Genomic DNA, 16,968 nt, shown 5'->3' with positions numbered 1-16,968 from the left:
ATATTAAATAAAATATTATTAATATATTATTATAACCAATGAAATACAATTAAATAAAAATGAATAAGATTAAAACTTAAAAATAGCTAAAAAAGGACTTAGAAATTAATTAAATAACTAAATAAAAATTAAATAAATAATTAAATAAATAATTAAATAAATAATTAAATAAAAATTAAATAAATATATAGAAAATATGTAGAGACTATGCAAAAAATAGAATATAAATATAATAACTAATATTAACATTAAATTCTTATAATCAGCCCAAAGTGAGATATTGAAATGAATGTGAAAGTAAAAGAAAAATTAAAAAGAATTAGTGGAAATATAGATATATTCAACCCATATATACTAATATTTTTTATATTGATTTTCATACTTATAGCAATACCTATGTTATATTTTTCAGATGAATTACCAAGACCCTCATTTCAAGTGTATATCTACATTTTATTGGGAATTATATTTTTTATTATTGGCATTAAATTTCCAAAAATATTATCAAAATTATCAAAAAAATTCAACAATAAACTTAAAATTCTAGAAAAGGTAAAAACACCTAAATTAAAATCATTACCCTCATTTAAGTTAAATAACAATTCCAAATTTCAGAATAATGGTAAAAATTTTAAAAAATATGAATTTATTGTATTATCTCTCGTTATTATTGGAATATTACTACAAGTAATTAACTTTATTTTAATTGGAGGAATCCCCTTATTTAGTGGATTTTTAAAAGCAGAAGCAGCTACTAAAATATGGTTATTTTCATATATATTTTTCATAATAGGAATCAATATACTTTTAGCAAAATATAACCGAAAAATTTATTATTTACTGCTTTTAATTGGTTTAGGACTTTTTGCATTGACAGGATACAGAACCACCCCAATAGCAATTTTATTAAGTTCTTTTATAACACTATATTATTCAAGAACCCTAAAATTAAAATATCAAATATTATTTGTAATCATAATAATCTTTCTGATGACCATAATAGGTTTTATAGCTGTACAATCTATCGAATGGCAACATTGGAGATTGAATGCTTTGGAATTGATATCATATAGAGCAGGATTTACATTAAATATTTTAGATAGAACAATTCCATTAGCAGGGTCAACACATGGAGAATTATTTTATTATACAATAACTGGTTTTTTTAAATCAGTTGATCCTCGAGTTCTAGTTGGAGAGGCAGTATTAGGTGAAAGCCATTCAATTACTTCTACAATATTTGGGCCCACCATACTAGACTTTGGATTGCTTGGAATGATTATTCAGATGTTCTTAATAGGATTTATTTTGAAAATGCTACATATAATTCAAAAACATTTAAAAGGTTTAGCTATTGCAATATATGGAATAATTTTAGGACAGACCATGATATGGATTGAAACAGGGCCAACAGATATTGTAGTATGGTTTTTTTATATTTTAGGAATTATAGTCATAATTTATTATTTATATAATCTAGATTATTATTACCATAATTACAAAAAATATGAAAATAATAAAGAATTAAAAAATAATAATAAATAACAACTAATAATTAATAGAAAATGATAATGAATATAAAAATGATAATTAATAGAAAATGATAGTGAATAAAAAATTATTTTAAAGAATAATAAATTAAAAATTAAAAAGAATACATAATTATAGAATAAAATAAAGCTAAAAAAGTAAAAAGGATTAAAAATAAGAATAATAAGAGGGTGATTAGTTGGAAGAAATTAGAATAGCTATTGCATGTGAATTAACCCCTGCAAAAACTTTTATTCCAATAATAAAAAAATTAAAGGAGCTAGAAATAGAGGGAAAATTAAATTGGAAAAAAAGTAAAATATTTGGTTTAACTCATGGATCTGGAGCTTATGAACTAATTAAACCTTATTGCTATCAAACATTCTCTATAGGGGAAGGTAGAGGTGGAGGAAAAGTAAAAAGAAATAACCTTGAACTAGCCTGTTTAATAGCTAAAGACAGCATCAAGGCGTTATCTGCACTAAGTGGGAAAAAAATAGACCTTTTAATCACCTGTGGGAATGCAGGAGATGTTAGAAAATCAATAACTGCGGCAAAATTTTTAAGAATTCCTGTGATTCATATTGAACAAGATGTTTATAACCCTATTGAAACAATAGCTTATTCAAACTTAATAACTGTTCCCCAAGAGAAATATAATGATTTTCTAAAAAATAAATACCTGATTGATGAGAATAATATCAAAAATATTCGTGGATATCCAATGGCAAAATATGTGAATGAATATATTAATAGTAAAAAATCAATATCCAAAGAAGAGCTTATTGAAAAATATGGTTTTTCTGACTTTATTTTAGTGGTTTTAGGTGGAGATTTAAAGAATAGCGATTTAAAAAATTTAATAAATGCCATTGAAAAAGCTAATTTTCCAACATTAATAGCACCATATCGGTTTAAAAAAGAATTAATTGAAAATTTAGTCAATTCTCCAAAATTAAAAGTATTAGATGAATATGTTGAACTTTTAACTCTTGTGAAATCAGCACCACTAATGATTTATGGGGCAGGAATGGGAATGACAATAGAAGCAGGCGTTTTAGAGACACCATCAATAAAGATAGCAGGTTTTCATGAAAAACATGGTAGTGTTGATTTAGCTAATGAATTAAATATTCCAATTCTTGAAATTGATCAAATTTCTAAATTTTTAAATAGTTTTAATAAATCAGGTATTGAACTTATAAATAACAAATCAAATAATGGCAAAATCGATTCTGAAATGGAAATCAATGTTACAAAACCTGATGGGAAAAAACTTCTTGAAAATAGCCAAATATCTATTGAAAAAATCATTGAATTGATAAATAACTTTGACTTAAAAAATCCTCCAAAAAATAATGGTTTTAAATCCATGAAAGCAATTTGGAATCAAAGAGCCAAATATAGATAATCATGAATAGATATAGATAATATAATTAACATAAATAAATTCAATAATTATCCAAAGCTATTTGATAATTACCAGATAATTTTATGAATGGTTCAGCCCTATCTATAACAACACCCAATTTTTTTAATTCTTCTAATTTTATGAATGGTTTTTTCTTTCTAATAGACATAATTCTTTTAGCCGAAATTGTTCCTATACCTGGTACCCTTATTAACTCATAAAATGAAGCTGAATTAATTTCCAATGGAAAAATATCCCTATTCAATGCAGATAGATATTTTGGATCTTCATTGAGTGAAAGTTGATTATTTTGTTCAAAAACAAGCTCATTTAAATCAAATTTATATGTATTTAATAATGCATCTGCATGATATAATTTTGATGTTCTTTCTTTATTACATTCTTCTTTTTTTTCTAATTCAGTTCCTTCTACTGGTGAAAATGCACTAAAATAGCTTCTAGATAAATCATAATTTTTATACAGAGATTTTATTCTAGATAATACTTCTAAGTCTGTTTCATCATTTGCACCAACAATCATTTGTGTTGTAGAACTAGAACACATCATAGAGTTTTTTTTCTTAGATATAGAATTTATCCAACTAATTCTTTTTAAAATATCCTTATTATAATCTTTAGTAGAGGATATGTCTGATAATCCATCTGAAGTTGCAGATTCAATATTTAAACTTACCCTATTAGCTAAAAACATGGCCCTTTTAATCGAATCTTTACTAGCACCAGGAATAACTTTAAAGTGAATATAATCATCATAACCATAATCTTTTCTAAGAATGTTGACTACTTCAAGCATGTTTTCCATAGTTTGATCTATATTCTTTGCAATTCCAGAACTCAAAAATAATCCTTGTACATAGTCATTATCATAATAATTAAGAAAAGCCCTAGCTAACTCATTAGGATCTAATTCTATCCTTGTAAAATTCCTTTTAGATTGATTAATACAATATTTACAATCATTGACACATTTATTAGTCATTAATGTTTTGAAAAGAGGGATTTTACATCCATCAGGTCCTGTTGCATTGTAAATGCCTGGGAGATTGATATCTGATTTTTTATAGTGATTTACATAATCACAAATATCATACTGAGCAGAATCACTTAAAACTTGCATTTTTCTTAAAGTATTCATTATTAATATTTTATAATAATTATACATTATTAATTTTTGGGAGCAACTGAAAAGTAATTTATAATCCAAAAGAAATATGCAAAAAATCAGAGAAAAATTAAATAATTTAATAATTAATTAATAAAGATTATTATTGTTATTATAATAATACTTTAATTATAAAATAACTTTTATAAAATAATACTTTAATTATAAAATAACTTTTATAAATTATATGAAAATGAAATGGTTTAATTAAAATATAGTTAATAGAATTAAGGTTCAAATTTTATTAAATTTTTTGCATCATCGAATATCACATCTAAACCGCACATAGTAGGTACATAGTTAGCTGCCTTTGCAGAATTTACACCAATTGTTTCATATCCCATATCTTCAATCGGTGCAACAACCATACAAGTATCACATACTATATGTCCACCTGCAGATTCGATTATTTTTGTATAACCCATTCTATCTGAAGCTGCTTTAACATTTATAGAAGTACATACCCATAAATCATTTTTTATTTTCTTATTTACAACAATATCTGCAATTTCTTTGATTTCTTCTAAAGAAGCATGCGGACAGCCTAAACAAACCAAATCTGCCTCATTTTTAGATGAGTTTGTTAAATTTTCAAAGGTATTTTTAATATCAGAAGCTGTGATAAAAATATTATTACTATCTTCAATCAACTCATTTTTACCAGCATTATTATACTCAGGAGTTTGGTTTTCAACATGATATAGTGCAACAGCCCCAGAAGATGCAAGTGCAGCTCCAAGAGATTTTAATTCGGTGTTAGTAGACTCATTTTTAAAAATAAAATAAGGAACACCATCTCCAACCTCTTTACCAACCATATAGCCTAATGCCCCATAATCGATTCCTTTTATCGGAACTTCAAGCTCTACTAGAAGACTAGCCTTCCTATTTTTTTCTAAATGATAACCATACATCGGAGTTTTACCACATATAGAAGCAGCTAATGCACTAGGACCTCCTTCACGATTAGTTCTAGCACCTATAACAGAATTTACATAAGCAACTGCTGAAGATTCGGACCATGCCACATGATCTTTAAACCTTGGAACATTACCTACTAAATACGGAGTACAAGTACAGGTTTTAGAAATTCCAAGCATTCCATATGCATCCACAATTTCATTTTGTTTTTTAGAAAATTCTGAAGAAAATCCAAGAGTTTCCCAATTGTCAAGATCTGTTCCTGCAGGATTTAAAGTAGAAGGGACTTTTGTAATAGGATTACTATTCAAACCCTGACCAGCAGCTAAATCTTGAAGATATTCAAGACCGGCATCGCCAATAGTTTTATAAGAAACACCAGATATTTGAGCAGAAGTAATATTAACAAGATTTTCTGCGCCATAAATATCTCCTAATGCAACTAATATCTCCATACTTTTTCTTACAGTATCTCCATATGTACCATCATACATTTTTTCTTCTTCTTTATTCAAATACATTTGAATCCCCTATTAAATTTTAAATCAAAAATATTTAATTCAAAAAATTACTAATAATTTTAAAATAATTAACTAATATTGAAATAAATGGATAATATTAAAATAATTGAATTATATTGAAATAACTAAATTATATTGAAATAAATGAATAATATTAAAATAACTAAATGATATTGAAATAATTGAATTATATTGAAATAACTAAATTATATTGAAATAAATGAATAATATTAAAATAACTAAATGATATTGAAATAAGTAAATTATATTGAAATAAGTAAATTATATTGAAATAAATGAATAATATTAAAATAATTGAATTATATTGAAATAATTAAATAATAGTTTAAATAATTAAAATTGAAATAATTAAAGAGCATTATAATAATTAAATATATAATTATAATTAGAAAAATTTAAAAATATTAACTAAAAATAACCTCTTATCTTATTAAAGCTAGCAAAAAATAAAAAAAATAAAAAATTAATTATTTTTAATTTGATGTTCAATCATATCATTTACTAAGTTTAAAAAGTTATTTTTCTCTTTATAAGGAATCATAGCACCTGCAGCTATATCATGTCCCCCACCTTGGCCACCAAAGCTTAATGAGCTATCATGAAGAGCTTTTCCTAGGTCTACGCCTTTATTTATCATTTTTCTTGTTGTTCTTCCAGAAACTTTAATATCTTTATGCATCCTAGCCAATGATAAAACTGGTTTTTCACTATTTAAAATTCCTGCAGAGATTCCTACACTAGAAATAGTGCCCATAACGCTTTTTAAAACTTTATCTTCACTATAAAGATATTGAATAAAATCCAATTGGCTAGCACCTTCTCTTTTAATCCATTCCATTCCTTTTATTAATTGATCCCTATATTTCTTTTGAAGATTCAAAGCGGCATCAAGTGCTTCAGCACGTTCTCCAAGAGCTATAGATAAACCAAGCCCTGTTTTTTTGTTTTTTCCACAAGAATCTAAAATATATGAATATTCTTCAAGGTTTCTTAAAATAGGATTTTCTTTAGGAATACTGTAAATATCTCCAAAAATATCAGGATTCAAATTAATTAATCCATCTTTTAAAACATCTTTTTCTTCATCTTCAAGATCAGTGAATTTTATTCCATAAGAAATGCCCATTTTTTCTAAAAATTCCATTGATCCTTCAATGTCTCCTGTTAATCCAGGAATAGCAGGATTTAAAGTATATGCCAAAGATTTGTACAATGGTTCTTGTGTTTTAGAAACAATTTTGAGATCTTGATGTATTTCTAAATTTCCAAATTCTTTTCCATCTTCAACGATTAGCTCATTTGTGCCAATAAACCCATCCTGAAATTGCATATCTCCAAAAGCACCAACTAGAGCAAGAGGAGCTAAATGTTTCTTATTTTTATTATCTCCTAAATTTCTAACACTTAAATAAGCGGCTCCAGCACCACTCAATTCTTTACTACCATCAATACCGAAAATATGAGGGTTTACATGGACAACATGATCCTCTGGTTCAATATTATCAACTTGATGATGATCAGCAACAATAACTTCTGATTTAAACTTATTAATAATATTTAAAAATGCACTTCCCATATCAGAAAAAATAAATAAATCATATTTTTCTTTAGATAATTCTTTCAAATTTTCTGGTTTTAAACGAGAAAGGATAGTGGTATGAAATTGACCACCTTCCTCTTTTATAGCATTAGCTATTACACCCGCTGCAGAAAGACCATCTGCATCATTATGAGAAATTATTCTTATAACATGATTATCTTCTAAATGCCTAGATATCATGTCAGAAGCTTCATTACCCTTATTTAACAAGGAGTGCTGCTTCTTGTGGGTCATATCTCCATCCTTCAGGTAATTTACCATCATTAACATAGTATTTACCAAGACGTCTGATTCTGGATTCTATGATTGTTAATCCTCTTTTACTATGTAAATCTTTTGGATTTTCTTTTAAATGATCCCTAATATTTACAGCACGTTTAATTAAGTTCATAATATCTTCAGGATAATCTTGAGCTTGTTCATTTCTTTTTAATATAGTAGTGATCTTTTCACCAGTCACTGCTTTTACACTAGGAACGCCATATTGATCTCTTAATATAACACCAATTTCGCTTGAAGATTTACCTTCTTTTGTAAATTTTAATATGAACTCTTCTATTTCTTCGTTTGAATATGTAACCCATTCTGGTTTAGACATTGTAAATACCTCTTTATATTATATTAAATTAAAGTAATATTCAAAAAACAATTAAATAATACTTAATAATAAATTAATTATTTAATTATAAATTTTATAATCTTAGAATTAGTTTTTATTTATTAATTAATTGCCCAAATAGCTATTATTATCAAAAATAATATATTTAATAAATTAAAATATTAATAAACTAAATATTTAATAAAATAAGTCTTTAATAAACTTATTTTTCAATAAATTGAACCATTAATAAATTAAATCATAATAAACTAAAAATATATTAAAGATTAATAATTTTTATTCATTATTAGATTTATACCAATTAACAAATAATTCTAAAGAATTTCTTCTATGAGAAAACTGATTTTTTTCATCTGTTGTTAATTCACCAAATGTTTTAGACATCTTGGGAACATAAAAAATTGGATCAAAAGCAAAACCTTTATTACCTATTTCTTCAAATGCAATGATTCCAGATACTTTACCTAAAAAAATCTTGGGCTCGATATTGGGGGCGCAATACCCAATGACCGACCTGAACTCGGCATAACGATCTTTATCATATTTAAACTCATCCATAAGCTTTAAAATACCTTTATTACCAATTGTATCCTGAACATAAGATGAATATGTCCCAGGAAAATCTTCTAAAGCTTTGATGAATAAACCAGCATCTTCAACAATCACAGGTTTATTTAATTTTCGAGAAGCATATTTTGCACCAGCTATTGCTACTTCCTCAAGAGTTCCTTGAGGTTCAGTGTAACCTAAGTCTATATGCTCTAATTCAATATTGAATTTTCGAAAAATATTTTCTGCTTCTTCTACTTTATGAATGTTACTAGTAATAAATGTTATCATAATAGTTAAAATATAGCTTTTAATTTTATAAATATTTTTCCAATATAAATTTTTACTTTTCAATTAGGGAATATACTATAAAGAAATTATACTATAATAATATTATAGCTACAATGTATATGCAAAAAATTAAAATGTCAATAAAAACAATATAATAATATGAATAAAAAAAATCTCTACTATAATGAAAAAATAGAAACAATGGATAGAGGAGATTTAGATTCTTTAATTGATGAAAAAGTCAAATATACAATAAAATATGCATATGAAAATTCAAAATTCTACAAAAAATGGTTTGATAAAAATAATATTGAAATTAATTTTATCAAAACTCATGAAGATTTAAGAGAACTTCCACTAATATCTGGATCTACAATCAAAAAAAATCAACCACCTTCAACAAATGCATTCAACTTTAAATCAGCAGATAATAAAAGTATAGTCAGTATACATGAAACAAGTGGAACAACAGGTACCCCAAAGTCATTTTTTTTAACTAACAATGATTGGGACAAATACATTGAAAAATATGGACGTGCTTTTAAATCACAAGGATTTAAATCAAATGACTATCTAATTATGTGTGCATCCTATGGGATGAATATTGGTGCAGAATCTATGAGTTTAGCTGCAAAAAAACTGAATATAACCACAATACCTGAAGGAAAATGTACTTTTCCAATAAGAATACTTAAAAACTACAAGCCAACCAGTATTGTTGGAAGTATATTTAAATTTTTGAGATTAGCAAATCGAATGAAAGAAAATAAACTAGAACCAAAAGATTCGAGTATAAAACGTTTAGTTGCTGGTGGCGAAAGTTTTTCAGACGAATCTAGGAAGTATATAGAAGAAATTTGGGGTGTGGATGTATATAACACATATGGAAGTACTGAAGGTACTATGTGTGGAGAATGTAGTGAAAAAAATGGCATACATGTTCCTGAAGACTTAATACATTTAGATATTTATAATAATAATGTAGAAGCAGATCCAAATATGCGATTAGAAAATTTATCAGAGGATTCTAATTTTAATTGCTCTGAATCGTGTTTTTTAGAAGATGGTGAAAAGGGAAAAATAATATTAACAACACTACTTAGTAAAGGAGATAAAGCAGGGACATTACTAATTAACTATGATACCGATGATTCTAGCTCAGTTATAACAAGGGATAAATGTGATTGTGGTAGAACTCATATGAAAATTAACAACCCCACAAGAGATGCTGAAACTGTTAATATATTCGATAATGAGATTAATAGAGTAGATATTGAAGCAGGAGTATTTCAAAGAGAAAATATGGAATATTTAACTGGAGAATATGAATCTTTCTTATATGGCGATAACACCCAAAACACCTTAAGAATATCAGTTGAATGTAAAAATTTATCAAATTTAGACCAAGAAATAATTGAAAATAATTTCATAGAATCAATTTTAAGAAAAAATGATGATTTGAAAGAAAAATATTATAATAATGAGTTTGAAATTATATTTAATTTTTTAGAAAAAGGAAAACTTGAATTTTATAAAGTAAAAGGAAGACCAAAAAGATTAATTGACCGGAGATAATAAAAGAATAAGTTTAGATAATAATGATATAAAATACTTTGAAAAATAGCTAAAATAAATTAAAATAATCTAAAATAAGTAAAAATATGTTAAAATAAGCTAAAATAACTTAAAATAATTTAAAATAAGTAAAAATAATTTAAATAAATTAAAATAAATTAAAATGTTTTAAAATAAATTTAATGACCAGTATATCTTCCTCTAGATTCTATTTCATTTATTTTTTTAATTATATTTTCCTTATTAAAAATTGAATCATTAGAAGAAGATACATAAGTATCAATATAACCCTCTAAAACCTTGTTAAAAATTTTATCAGCTATCTTATAGTCAATACTTTGTAAAGATTTCTTAAAAGTTAACAAATCAACGCATTTATCCTCAATAAGATTAGAATAGCTTCCTAAACCAAAATCAATGAATATTATATTTCCATTTTCCGATAGAATATTAGAACTAGTAATATCACCATGAATAATATCTTTTTTGTGAATTAAAGCAATACTTCTACCAATAGCTATAGAAAGACTATCTCGATTGAAATTATCAATTTGGTTATTATGAGACATTTTTTTAAAAATATTTTTAACTAAATCTCCTTCAATTTTCTCCATTACTATTGATTTATCTATTAAGTTAATATCATATAGAACTGGGGAAATAACGCCTGCTTTTTTAACATCCGAAATTAGTTTTACTTCTCTTTTTGTTCTTGATTTTCTTATTTTATCATCAATTTGAGTTATCCTATAGTTTTTTGGGATTCTTCTTTTGATAATAACATTTGCATCCATCCATTTTCCAGAGAATATATCTGCTTCAGCACCTTTAGCTAAAATATTTTTTGGTAAAATAATCCTAGATTTTGATTGTTTTACCCATGGAGCATTTACTTCATCTGTTCTGAATTTTTGAATAACATTAGTTTCCTCTATTTTATCTGGCCCATAGCTATTATTCATTAAAATACCTAACCATGCAATCATGGCTCCATTATCACCACAATATTCCATTTTAGGCATGTAAAATTTAGAAAAATGATCATTTGCCATATCATTTAACATTTCCCTAAGTCTCTTATTTGCAGCTACGCCTCCACACAAAAGAACTTCATCTTTTTTGGTGTGAGAAAGAGCTCTTTCCATCACCTCAACAAGCATTGAAAATGCAGTTTCTTGAAAGCTATAACAAATATCTTCAATATCAAAGCCTTTTTTATATTTACGAATAGCTGCACTTAATAATCCTGAAAATGAAAAATCCATTCCTTTAACAGTATAAGGCAAATCAATATAATCACCTTTTTTTGCTAATTTTTCAACAACTGGTCCCCCAGGATGTCCAAGGCCTGTTTCTCTTCCAAACTGATCTAATGAATTTCCTACAGCAATGTCTAAAGTTTCACCAAATACACGATATCTTCCATATTCATAAGCTATAACTTGACTATTTCCCCCACTAACATATAGTGAAACAGGGTCTTTAGCTGAAGTATCCAATTTTCCAATTTCAATATGACCAATGCAATGATTTACTCCTATAATAGGTTTATTGATTGATAGTGCTAATGATCTAGCTGCTGTTGCTGTTGTTCTAAGTCCAGGACCAAGGCCTGGCCCTTTAGAAAAGGAAATCAAATCAATTTCTTTTAAACTAATCTTTGCATTATTACATGCATCTGAAATTAATTTAGGAATCCATTTAGCATGATGCTCTGCAGCTTCTCTTGGATGAATTCCTCCTTCTTCAGGAAATAATTGATTACCCACATTAGAAAGGATATTTCCATCATCATCAACTATGCCGACACCAGTTTTTTCAGCTGTTCCTTCAATTCCTAAACAAATCATTAAATCAACTTCAAATAAAATTATATTTAGATATAGAAAAAATATTTTAATAATATTCAATATTTGAGCCTTTTAATTAAAATTTAATATAAAATTTAATATTATCAAACATGTTTAATATTATTATATTATCCTATTATATAATTATTAAGCTAATTTAATTTATAACAAATTAATTTAATTTATAATATAATCCATATTTATATTATCATTTAAATTAATTAGATTGTTCATTAATTATAATCCCCTATAAACCTGAGAATTTAGTGAAAAAAATAAAATAAAAAAATTCAAGCGAATATAAGACATTAAAGATGAGAATAAAAGTAAAATTTATCAAAGAAATTTAAATTTCTAACATAGTGAGCACTGTTTATATAAGATAAATACCATATAATAATTTATGACAATCAAGGAACATTTTAGGATAAATAATAAACAAAGAATAGTTGAGACAACATTCGTATTATCACTGAAAAAAGGGTTTGATAATGTATCAATGAAACAAATTCAAGAAGAATCAGGACTTGCTGCAGGATCAATCTATTATCATTTCAAAAATAAGGATGATCTTTTACTATATATAGTCAATAAATATATTTTAAGTAGTTTAAATCAATTAAAAAAGGATATAAGTAAGTTTAATGGTTCTTTTATGGAAAAAATAAGACATATATTCACTTTTAAAATCACTTCTATTGGTAAAGAAGAAGAATCTTTATTTACTTCCAATACCCCTGAATTTGACCATAAAGATTATTATATGTTGATTACGAGTATTTATCATCATTATCCACAAACTAGAGATATGTTTACTAAATTACATGATAATTTATATGATTTTTACTACGAATTAATTCAAGAGGCTATTGAAAACAAAGAGATAAGGGGAGATATAGATATTAAAACATTAGTCATATTTATTCAAACAATTTTAAAGGGATATATAGACTTATACGTGTACCAACCACATATTTCATTTGAAGAACTTGTAGATGCAAATTTAAAAATGATTCAAGAAGCTATTAAAAAAAATGATAAAGATTAATAAAAAATAGCTAATAAAAAAAATAAATGATAAAAAGAATTAATCTAATAGAAAACTATAGCTAAAAATTAATAATTTATAAGATTATTCACAAACTTCTTCAACTTTTTTTCTAATATCCTCAATTGAATATCCTAAAAGCAAAGCCATGAGCATAGCTCCTCCTGCCCCAACACCTTCTTTAACAAAACCTTTCAGATAATTTTTTAGGCCATTATTAGTTGATTCTTCAAAAGTAGGATTAACAACATGAATATCTATATTTCCTATCTGAGAAACTATACTAAATAAATCAGAAGTACCATCATTAGCAACAAAACTAGTTGTACCTAAACAAATTCTTGAAAAATCAAAATTTTTATCAATTGCCTTAATAAAACTACATACCCCTGCCATCTGAGTTCCTCCTGCTAAAATGATAGGTACAGTACTTCCAATAATCATGCCTGCAACAGCAGGAATCATTGGATCTCCTACAGCAGCTACTGCTTCAAATGGATCTATTTTTCCAATATTTCCAATTCCATCTAAAATACCAGCATTAGCTAATCCTTCCATTACAACATCCCTTTTAAGATTATGTGGATTTTCAGGCATGCTTCCACTAACTTTAAAATCTGCATCATATCCAAGAGCAGTTAATACTCCAAGAGCAGTTGTTGTTCCTGCAGGAATGCTTTCACCAATTACAAGATAATCATGATGCTTTGAAAGTTCCTTTCCAATGATTTTTGAATTATTGAAAATCTTTTTAGGGTTTTCAACTGCCTCCCCAGTCCTAATATCTTTTCCATAAGATGATTTTTCAGATACAGTCATATAAGGAACATCAGGTTTTATTTTAGATCCTGCATCAACGACTAAAAAAGGAACATCGGTTAATTCAAGTGCTGCTTTAGTAAGCATTGCAGGAGTAGGTGCAGAATCACCATCAATAATAGTTTGAGGAGGTATATCACAACATCTAAGTTCGCCTTGAATAATCAACTCAACATCTCCAGCAGGAGTATATTCCATTAGTTCAGGTGTAGCACCAGCACCAGTAATATCAGGAATATTTGCTGTGGATGTTGTAGCAATTGTACATATAAAAAGAGGTTTTTTACCCTGTAATTTTTTTAGAAGTTCATGAGATCCATGAGAATTTAATCCATTGAATAGTTCTGTCATTTTTACACCATATATTGATATTTGATTGCAATTTAAATATATTAATAAATTTTTTAGTTCAATATTGAAAATAAATGGATAATTAAAAATCCATAATGATATCCTATTATAAATTGAATAGTAGGATTTATATTGTTTTTATATAAAAAAATATCTTAATTATCTTTGATTTAATTATTTCCCAATTAAAATAATATTCATATGTTAATTTATCATTGATTCTTATAATAAATTATCCATAAAAAAAATGAGTCTAAAATAAAATTTATTATATAAAGAAATAATAAATATATTTTGAAAAATAGAAAAATAATATAAATAATAATTAAAATAATAAAAATATAAAAAATTAAAAATAAAACTCTTAAAAAAGAAAGAATTAATTATAAGAGTTTTTTCTAAATTGTCTAATTTTATCTATTAATTCATAAAATAGTTTAAAAAACTTATTTTAAAAATTCAATATTTAAAATATGAATTAATAAAAATGTTTAAATGAAAAATAAGCTATAAACTAACACACATGCACCAACTATCCAGCAGTAGAATGCGAATATATCTAAGCTTCTTTCTCTTATTAATTTTAATAAAATGCTGATAGCTAAGTATCCGGAAATAACTGATGCTAAAAATCCTAAAATATATGGTAAAAAGTTAACATCAAAACCTGCACCAATACCATCAAACTGTGTCAATGCAGCTCCAAGAATTGCAGGTATAGCTAAAAGAAAACTAAATTTAGCTGCGAACTCCTTATCCAAACCGATTAAAAGACCAGAAGAAATAGTAGTTCCTGAACGTGACAAACCCGGCAAAATCGCGAATGCTTGGCCGATACCAACAATAATACTATCTTTTAACCCAGAATTCTTAATATCCCTATTTCCAATATTTAAGCGTTGGGAAACATAAAGCAATGTTCCAGTAACAAGCAAGAAAAACGCAGGAATAGTTATACTTTGAAAAGCAGCCTCAATTTGAGTATCAAAAAGCATACCAACAACACCTGCAGGAATTGTACCAACAATAACCATCCAAGCTAATTTTTTATAAGGATCATTCCTAAAACCTTCTCTAAAACTACCTCTAAACAAATCAATTATACTAGATACAAAAGCTTTTATCATTTCAACAATATCTTTAAAAAAATACCCAACAACAGCAACCAATGTTCCTAAATGAAGTAAAACATCAAAAGCTATCCCCGGTTGATTAATACCCAACAATTCCTGAACAAAAATCAAATGAGCAGAACTACTCACAGGAAGAAACTCAGTCAAACCCTGCACAATCCCCACAATAACCGCTTGTAAAACATCCATAACAAAAAACTCCTCTTAAAAAACAAACCAAAAATAAAAAACAAATAAAAACTAATATTCTATGTAAGATAACCAATCAAATTTATCTTCAGTTTTTCCATCAACAATACTAAAGAATTCAGACTGTATTTTCTCTGTAATTGGCCCACGCTTAGCAGTCCCAATTTCAATCCTATCGATAGACCTTATTGGAGTAACTTCAGCTGCAGAACCAGAAAAAAATACCTCATCAGCCAAATAAAGCATTTCTCTAGGTATTTTTTCTTGTGAAACTTCATATCCAAGGCCTTCAGCTATTTTAATAACAGAATCTCTTGTAATTCCCTTTAATATCGAAGAAGAAAGAGATGGCGTATAAATAACATCATCTTTAACTAAAAATATATTTTCACCACTACCTTCGCCAACGAAACCATGGTAATCTAACATTATAGCTTCATCAAAGCCATTCTCAATAGCTTCAAGTTTTGCTAATTGTGCATTCATATAATTAGCTCCTGCTTTAGCTAAACTAGGCATTGTATCAGGAGCAAGCCTTCTCCAAGAAGAAACCCCAATATCAACACCATTTTCCATCGCTTCATCACCTAAATATGTTCCCCATTCCCATACAGCAATTGTGGTGTTTACTGGACAATTTAAAGGACTAACACCTAGTTCTTTATATCCCCTATATGCTAATGGGCGTATGTAACAAGATTCTAACTTATTTACAGCTACAACCTCTTTAATTGCATTTGATATATCTGTTTTAGTAAATGGTATAGGCATTTTATATATTTTAGCTGATTCAAATAATCTTTCAACATGTTCATTTAGTCGAAATATTGCACTGCCATTTGGATTTTTGTAACATCTCAATCCTTCAAAGACGCTTGAACCATAGTGAACTACATGAGATAGAACATGAATATTAGCATCATTCCAATCTACAAATTCTCCATCCATCCATATTTTTCCGCCTTTTTCGTCCCATGACATACTTTACTCCTCCTTTGAATTATTATTATTTTAACTCTTCCAAATAAATTCATAAATTTTAATAAATAAATTATATTATTTGAATTCTTCTAATAAATTATGAATCATCATAATTACGACATTATATTAATATTATAATGAATTATATATTCTAATTAATATTAATATTCTAATAAATCATTAAAAGTGACTATATTTTATCAAATAATTATAATTTAATAAAAATATTATACATTTAAAAATTGTTTATAAAAATCCTATTTAATATTAGCTTTCAATTTATATAAGTTTTTTTAATTAAAAAAATATAAGTCAAATTTAAAAAAATGAAATTATATTAATTCTTAAATAAAAAAAATTTATAAAATTAAATAAA

13 protein-coding genes are annotated in these 16,968 nt (G+C 26.3%); 4 read left to right on the top strand and 9 right to left on the bottom strand.

The annotated features are described in order from the left end of the window. The first annotated feature begins 285 nt into the window (after positions 1-285). Positions 286-1,545 carry an oligosaccharide repeat unit polymerase family protein gene (locus tag Q0087_RS09835; protein ID WP_297899970.1) on the top strand — a complete coding sequence of 420 codons (1,260 nt, stop codon included), beginning with the start codon at positions 286-288 and terminating at the stop codon, positions 1,543-1,545. Positions 1,546-1,729: 184 nt separating this feature from the next. Next, entirely contained in the window at positions 1,730-2,941 is a 1,212-nt protein-coding gene (locus tag Q0087_RS09830) for a hypothetical protein (RefSeq protein WP_297899968.1), read from the top strand. A gap of 40 nt (positions 2,942-2,981) precedes the next feature. Here Q0087_RS09830 and Q0087_RS09825 read toward each other — a convergent pair whose 3' ends face one another. From Q0087_RS09825 to Q0087_RS09805, 5 genes are all read right to left on the bottom strand, one after another. Beyond that, on the bottom strand, positions 2,982-4,097 hold the full coding sequence (locus Q0087_RS09825) for a radical SAM protein (RefSeq protein ID WP_297899966.1): 1,116 nt from the start codon (positions 4,095-4,097) through the stop codon (positions 2,982-2,984). A 254-nt stretch (positions 4,098-4,351) separates the two neighbouring features. After that, on the bottom strand, positions 4,352-5,566 hold the full coding sequence (locus Q0087_RS09820; RefSeq protein ID WP_297899964.1) for an aconitase X catalytic domain-containing protein: 1,215 nt from the start codon (positions 5,564-5,566) through the stop codon (positions 4,352-4,354). Between the two features lie 484 nt (positions 5,567-6,050). Further along, positions 6,051-7,397 carry a DHH family phosphoesterase gene (locus Q0087_RS09815; RefSeq protein WP_297899998.1) on the bottom strand — a complete coding sequence of 449 codons (1,347 nt, stop codon included), beginning with the start codon at positions 7,395-7,397 and terminating at the stop codon, positions 6,051-6,053. Then, positions 7,387-7,785 carry a 30S ribosomal protein S15 gene (locus Q0087_RS09810; RefSeq protein ID WP_297899962.1) on the bottom strand — a complete coding sequence of 133 codons (399 nt, stop codon included), beginning with the start codon at positions 7,783-7,785 and terminating at the stop codon, positions 7,387-7,389. Before Q0087_RS09810 ends, Q0087_RS09815 begins: the two co-directional genes overlap by 11 nt. A 297-nt stretch (positions 7,786-8,082) precedes the next feature. Further along, a complete protein-coding gene (locus Q0087_RS09805; protein WP_297899960.1) occupies positions 8,083-8,646 on the bottom strand; it encodes an XTP/dITP diphosphatase in 564 nt (187 codons plus the stop codon). A gap of 159 nt (positions 8,647-8,805) precedes the next feature. Between Q0087_RS09805 and ftsA the strand changes: the two genes are divergently transcribed. Beyond that, positions 8,806-10,221: a coenzyme F390 synthetase gene (gene ftsA / locus Q0087_RS09800; protein WP_297899958.1), complete on the top strand. Its 1,416-nt coding sequence runs from the start codon at positions 8,806-8,808 to the stop codon at positions 10,219-10,221. A 179-nt stretch (positions 10,222-10,400) separates the two neighbouring features. Here the strand turns inward: ftsA and Q0087_RS09795 are convergent, their stop codons facing one another. Next, positions 10,401-12,071: a bifunctional N(6)-L-threonylcarbamoyladenine synthase/serine/threonine protein kinase gene (locus Q0087_RS09795; protein ID WP_297899956.1), complete on the bottom strand. Its 1,671-nt coding sequence runs from the start codon at positions 12,069-12,071 to the stop codon at positions 10,401-10,403. A 403-nt stretch (positions 12,072-12,474) separates the two neighbouring features. On the opposite strand from Q0087_RS09795, the gene Q0087_RS09790 reads away from it, so the two are divergent. Beyond that, positions 12,475-13,119: a TetR/AcrR family transcriptional regulator gene (locus Q0087_RS09790; RefSeq protein WP_297899955.1), complete on the top strand. Its 645-nt coding sequence runs from the start codon at positions 12,475-12,477 to the stop codon at positions 13,117-13,119. An 84-nt stretch (positions 13,120-13,203) separates the two neighbouring features. On the opposite strand, the gene cobT is transcribed toward Q0087_RS09790, so the two are convergent. The 3 genes from cobT to Q0087_RS09775 all read right to left on the bottom strand — a co-directional run bounded on the left by cobT (position 13,204) and on the right by Q0087_RS09775 (position 16,592). Continuing rightward, positions 13,204-14,289, bottom strand: a complete 1,086-nt coding sequence (gene cobT, locus Q0087_RS09785) for a nicotinate mononucleotide-dependent phosphoribosyltransferase CobT (protein ID WP_297899953.1) — start codon at positions 14,287-14,289, stop codon at positions 13,204-13,206. Between the two features lie 491 nt (positions 14,290-14,780). Then, on the bottom strand, positions 14,781-15,611 hold the full coding sequence (gene uppP, locus Q0087_RS09780) for an undecaprenyl-diphosphatase UppP (protein WP_297899951.1): 831 nt from the start codon (positions 15,609-15,611) through the stop codon (positions 14,781-14,783). 51 nt (positions 15,612-15,662) lie between these two features. Next, positions 15,663-16,592, bottom strand: a complete 930-nt coding sequence (locus tag Q0087_RS09775; protein ID WP_297899950.1) for a branched-chain amino acid transaminase — start codon at positions 16,590-16,592, stop codon at positions 15,663-15,665. Positions 16,593-16,968: the final 376 nt, after the last annotated feature.

The sequence above is a fragment of the uncultured Methanobrevibacter sp. genome (assembly GCF_937881195.1).
Classification (GTDB): Archaea; Methanobacteriota; Methanobacteria; order Methanobacteriales; family Methanobacteriaceae; genus Methanobinarius.
Note: the sequence above shows the minus strand (reverse complement) of the source record. Positions and strands in the feature narration are given on the sequence as shown.

What these genes read in the sequence shown, in the direction of transcription:
- ftsA (WP_297899958.1), top strand. Translation starts at nt 8,806, where the DNA reads ATGAATAAAAAAAATCTCTACTATAATGAAAAAATAGAAACAATGGAT.
- Q0087_RS09805 (WP_297899960.1), bottom strand. Translation starts at nt 8,646, where the DNA reads ATGATAACATTTATTACTAGTAACATTCATAAAGTAGAAGAAGCAGAA.
- Q0087_RS09810 (WP_297899962.1), bottom strand. Translation starts at nt 7,785, where the DNA reads ATGTCTAAACCAGAATGGGTTACATATTCAAACGAAGAAATAGAAGAG.
- cobT (WP_297899953.1), bottom strand. Translation starts at nt 14,289, where the DNA reads ATGACAGAACTATTCAATGGATTAAATTCTCATGGATCTCATGAACTT.
- Q0087_RS09820 (WP_297899964.1), bottom strand. Translation starts at nt 5,566, where the DNA reads ATGTATTTGAATAAAGAAGAAGAAAAAATGTATGATGGTACATATGGA.
- Q0087_RS09790 (WP_297899955.1), top strand. Translation starts at nt 12,475, where the DNA reads ATGACAATCAAGGAACATTTTAGGATAAATAATAAACAAAGAATAGTT.
- uppP (WP_297899951.1), bottom strand. Translation starts at nt 15,611, where the DNA reads ATGGATGTTTTACAAGCGGTTATTGTGGGGATTGTGCAGGGTTTGACT.
- Q0087_RS09795 (WP_297899956.1), bottom strand. Translation starts at nt 12,071, where the DNA reads ATGATTTGTTTAGGAATTGAAGGAACAGCTGAAAAAACTGGTGTCGGC.
- Q0087_RS09835 (WP_297899970.1), top strand. Translation starts at nt 286, where the DNA reads ATGAATGTGAAAGTAAAAGAAAAATTAAAAAGAATTAGTGGAAATATA.
- Q0087_RS09775 (WP_297899950.1), bottom strand. Translation starts at nt 16,592, where the DNA reads ATGTCATGGGACGAAAAAGGCGGAAAAATATGGATGGATGGAGAATTT.
- Q0087_RS09825 (WP_297899966.1), bottom strand. Translation starts at nt 4,097, where the DNA reads ATGAATACTTTAAGAAAAATGCAAGTTTTAAGTGATTCTGCTCAGTAT.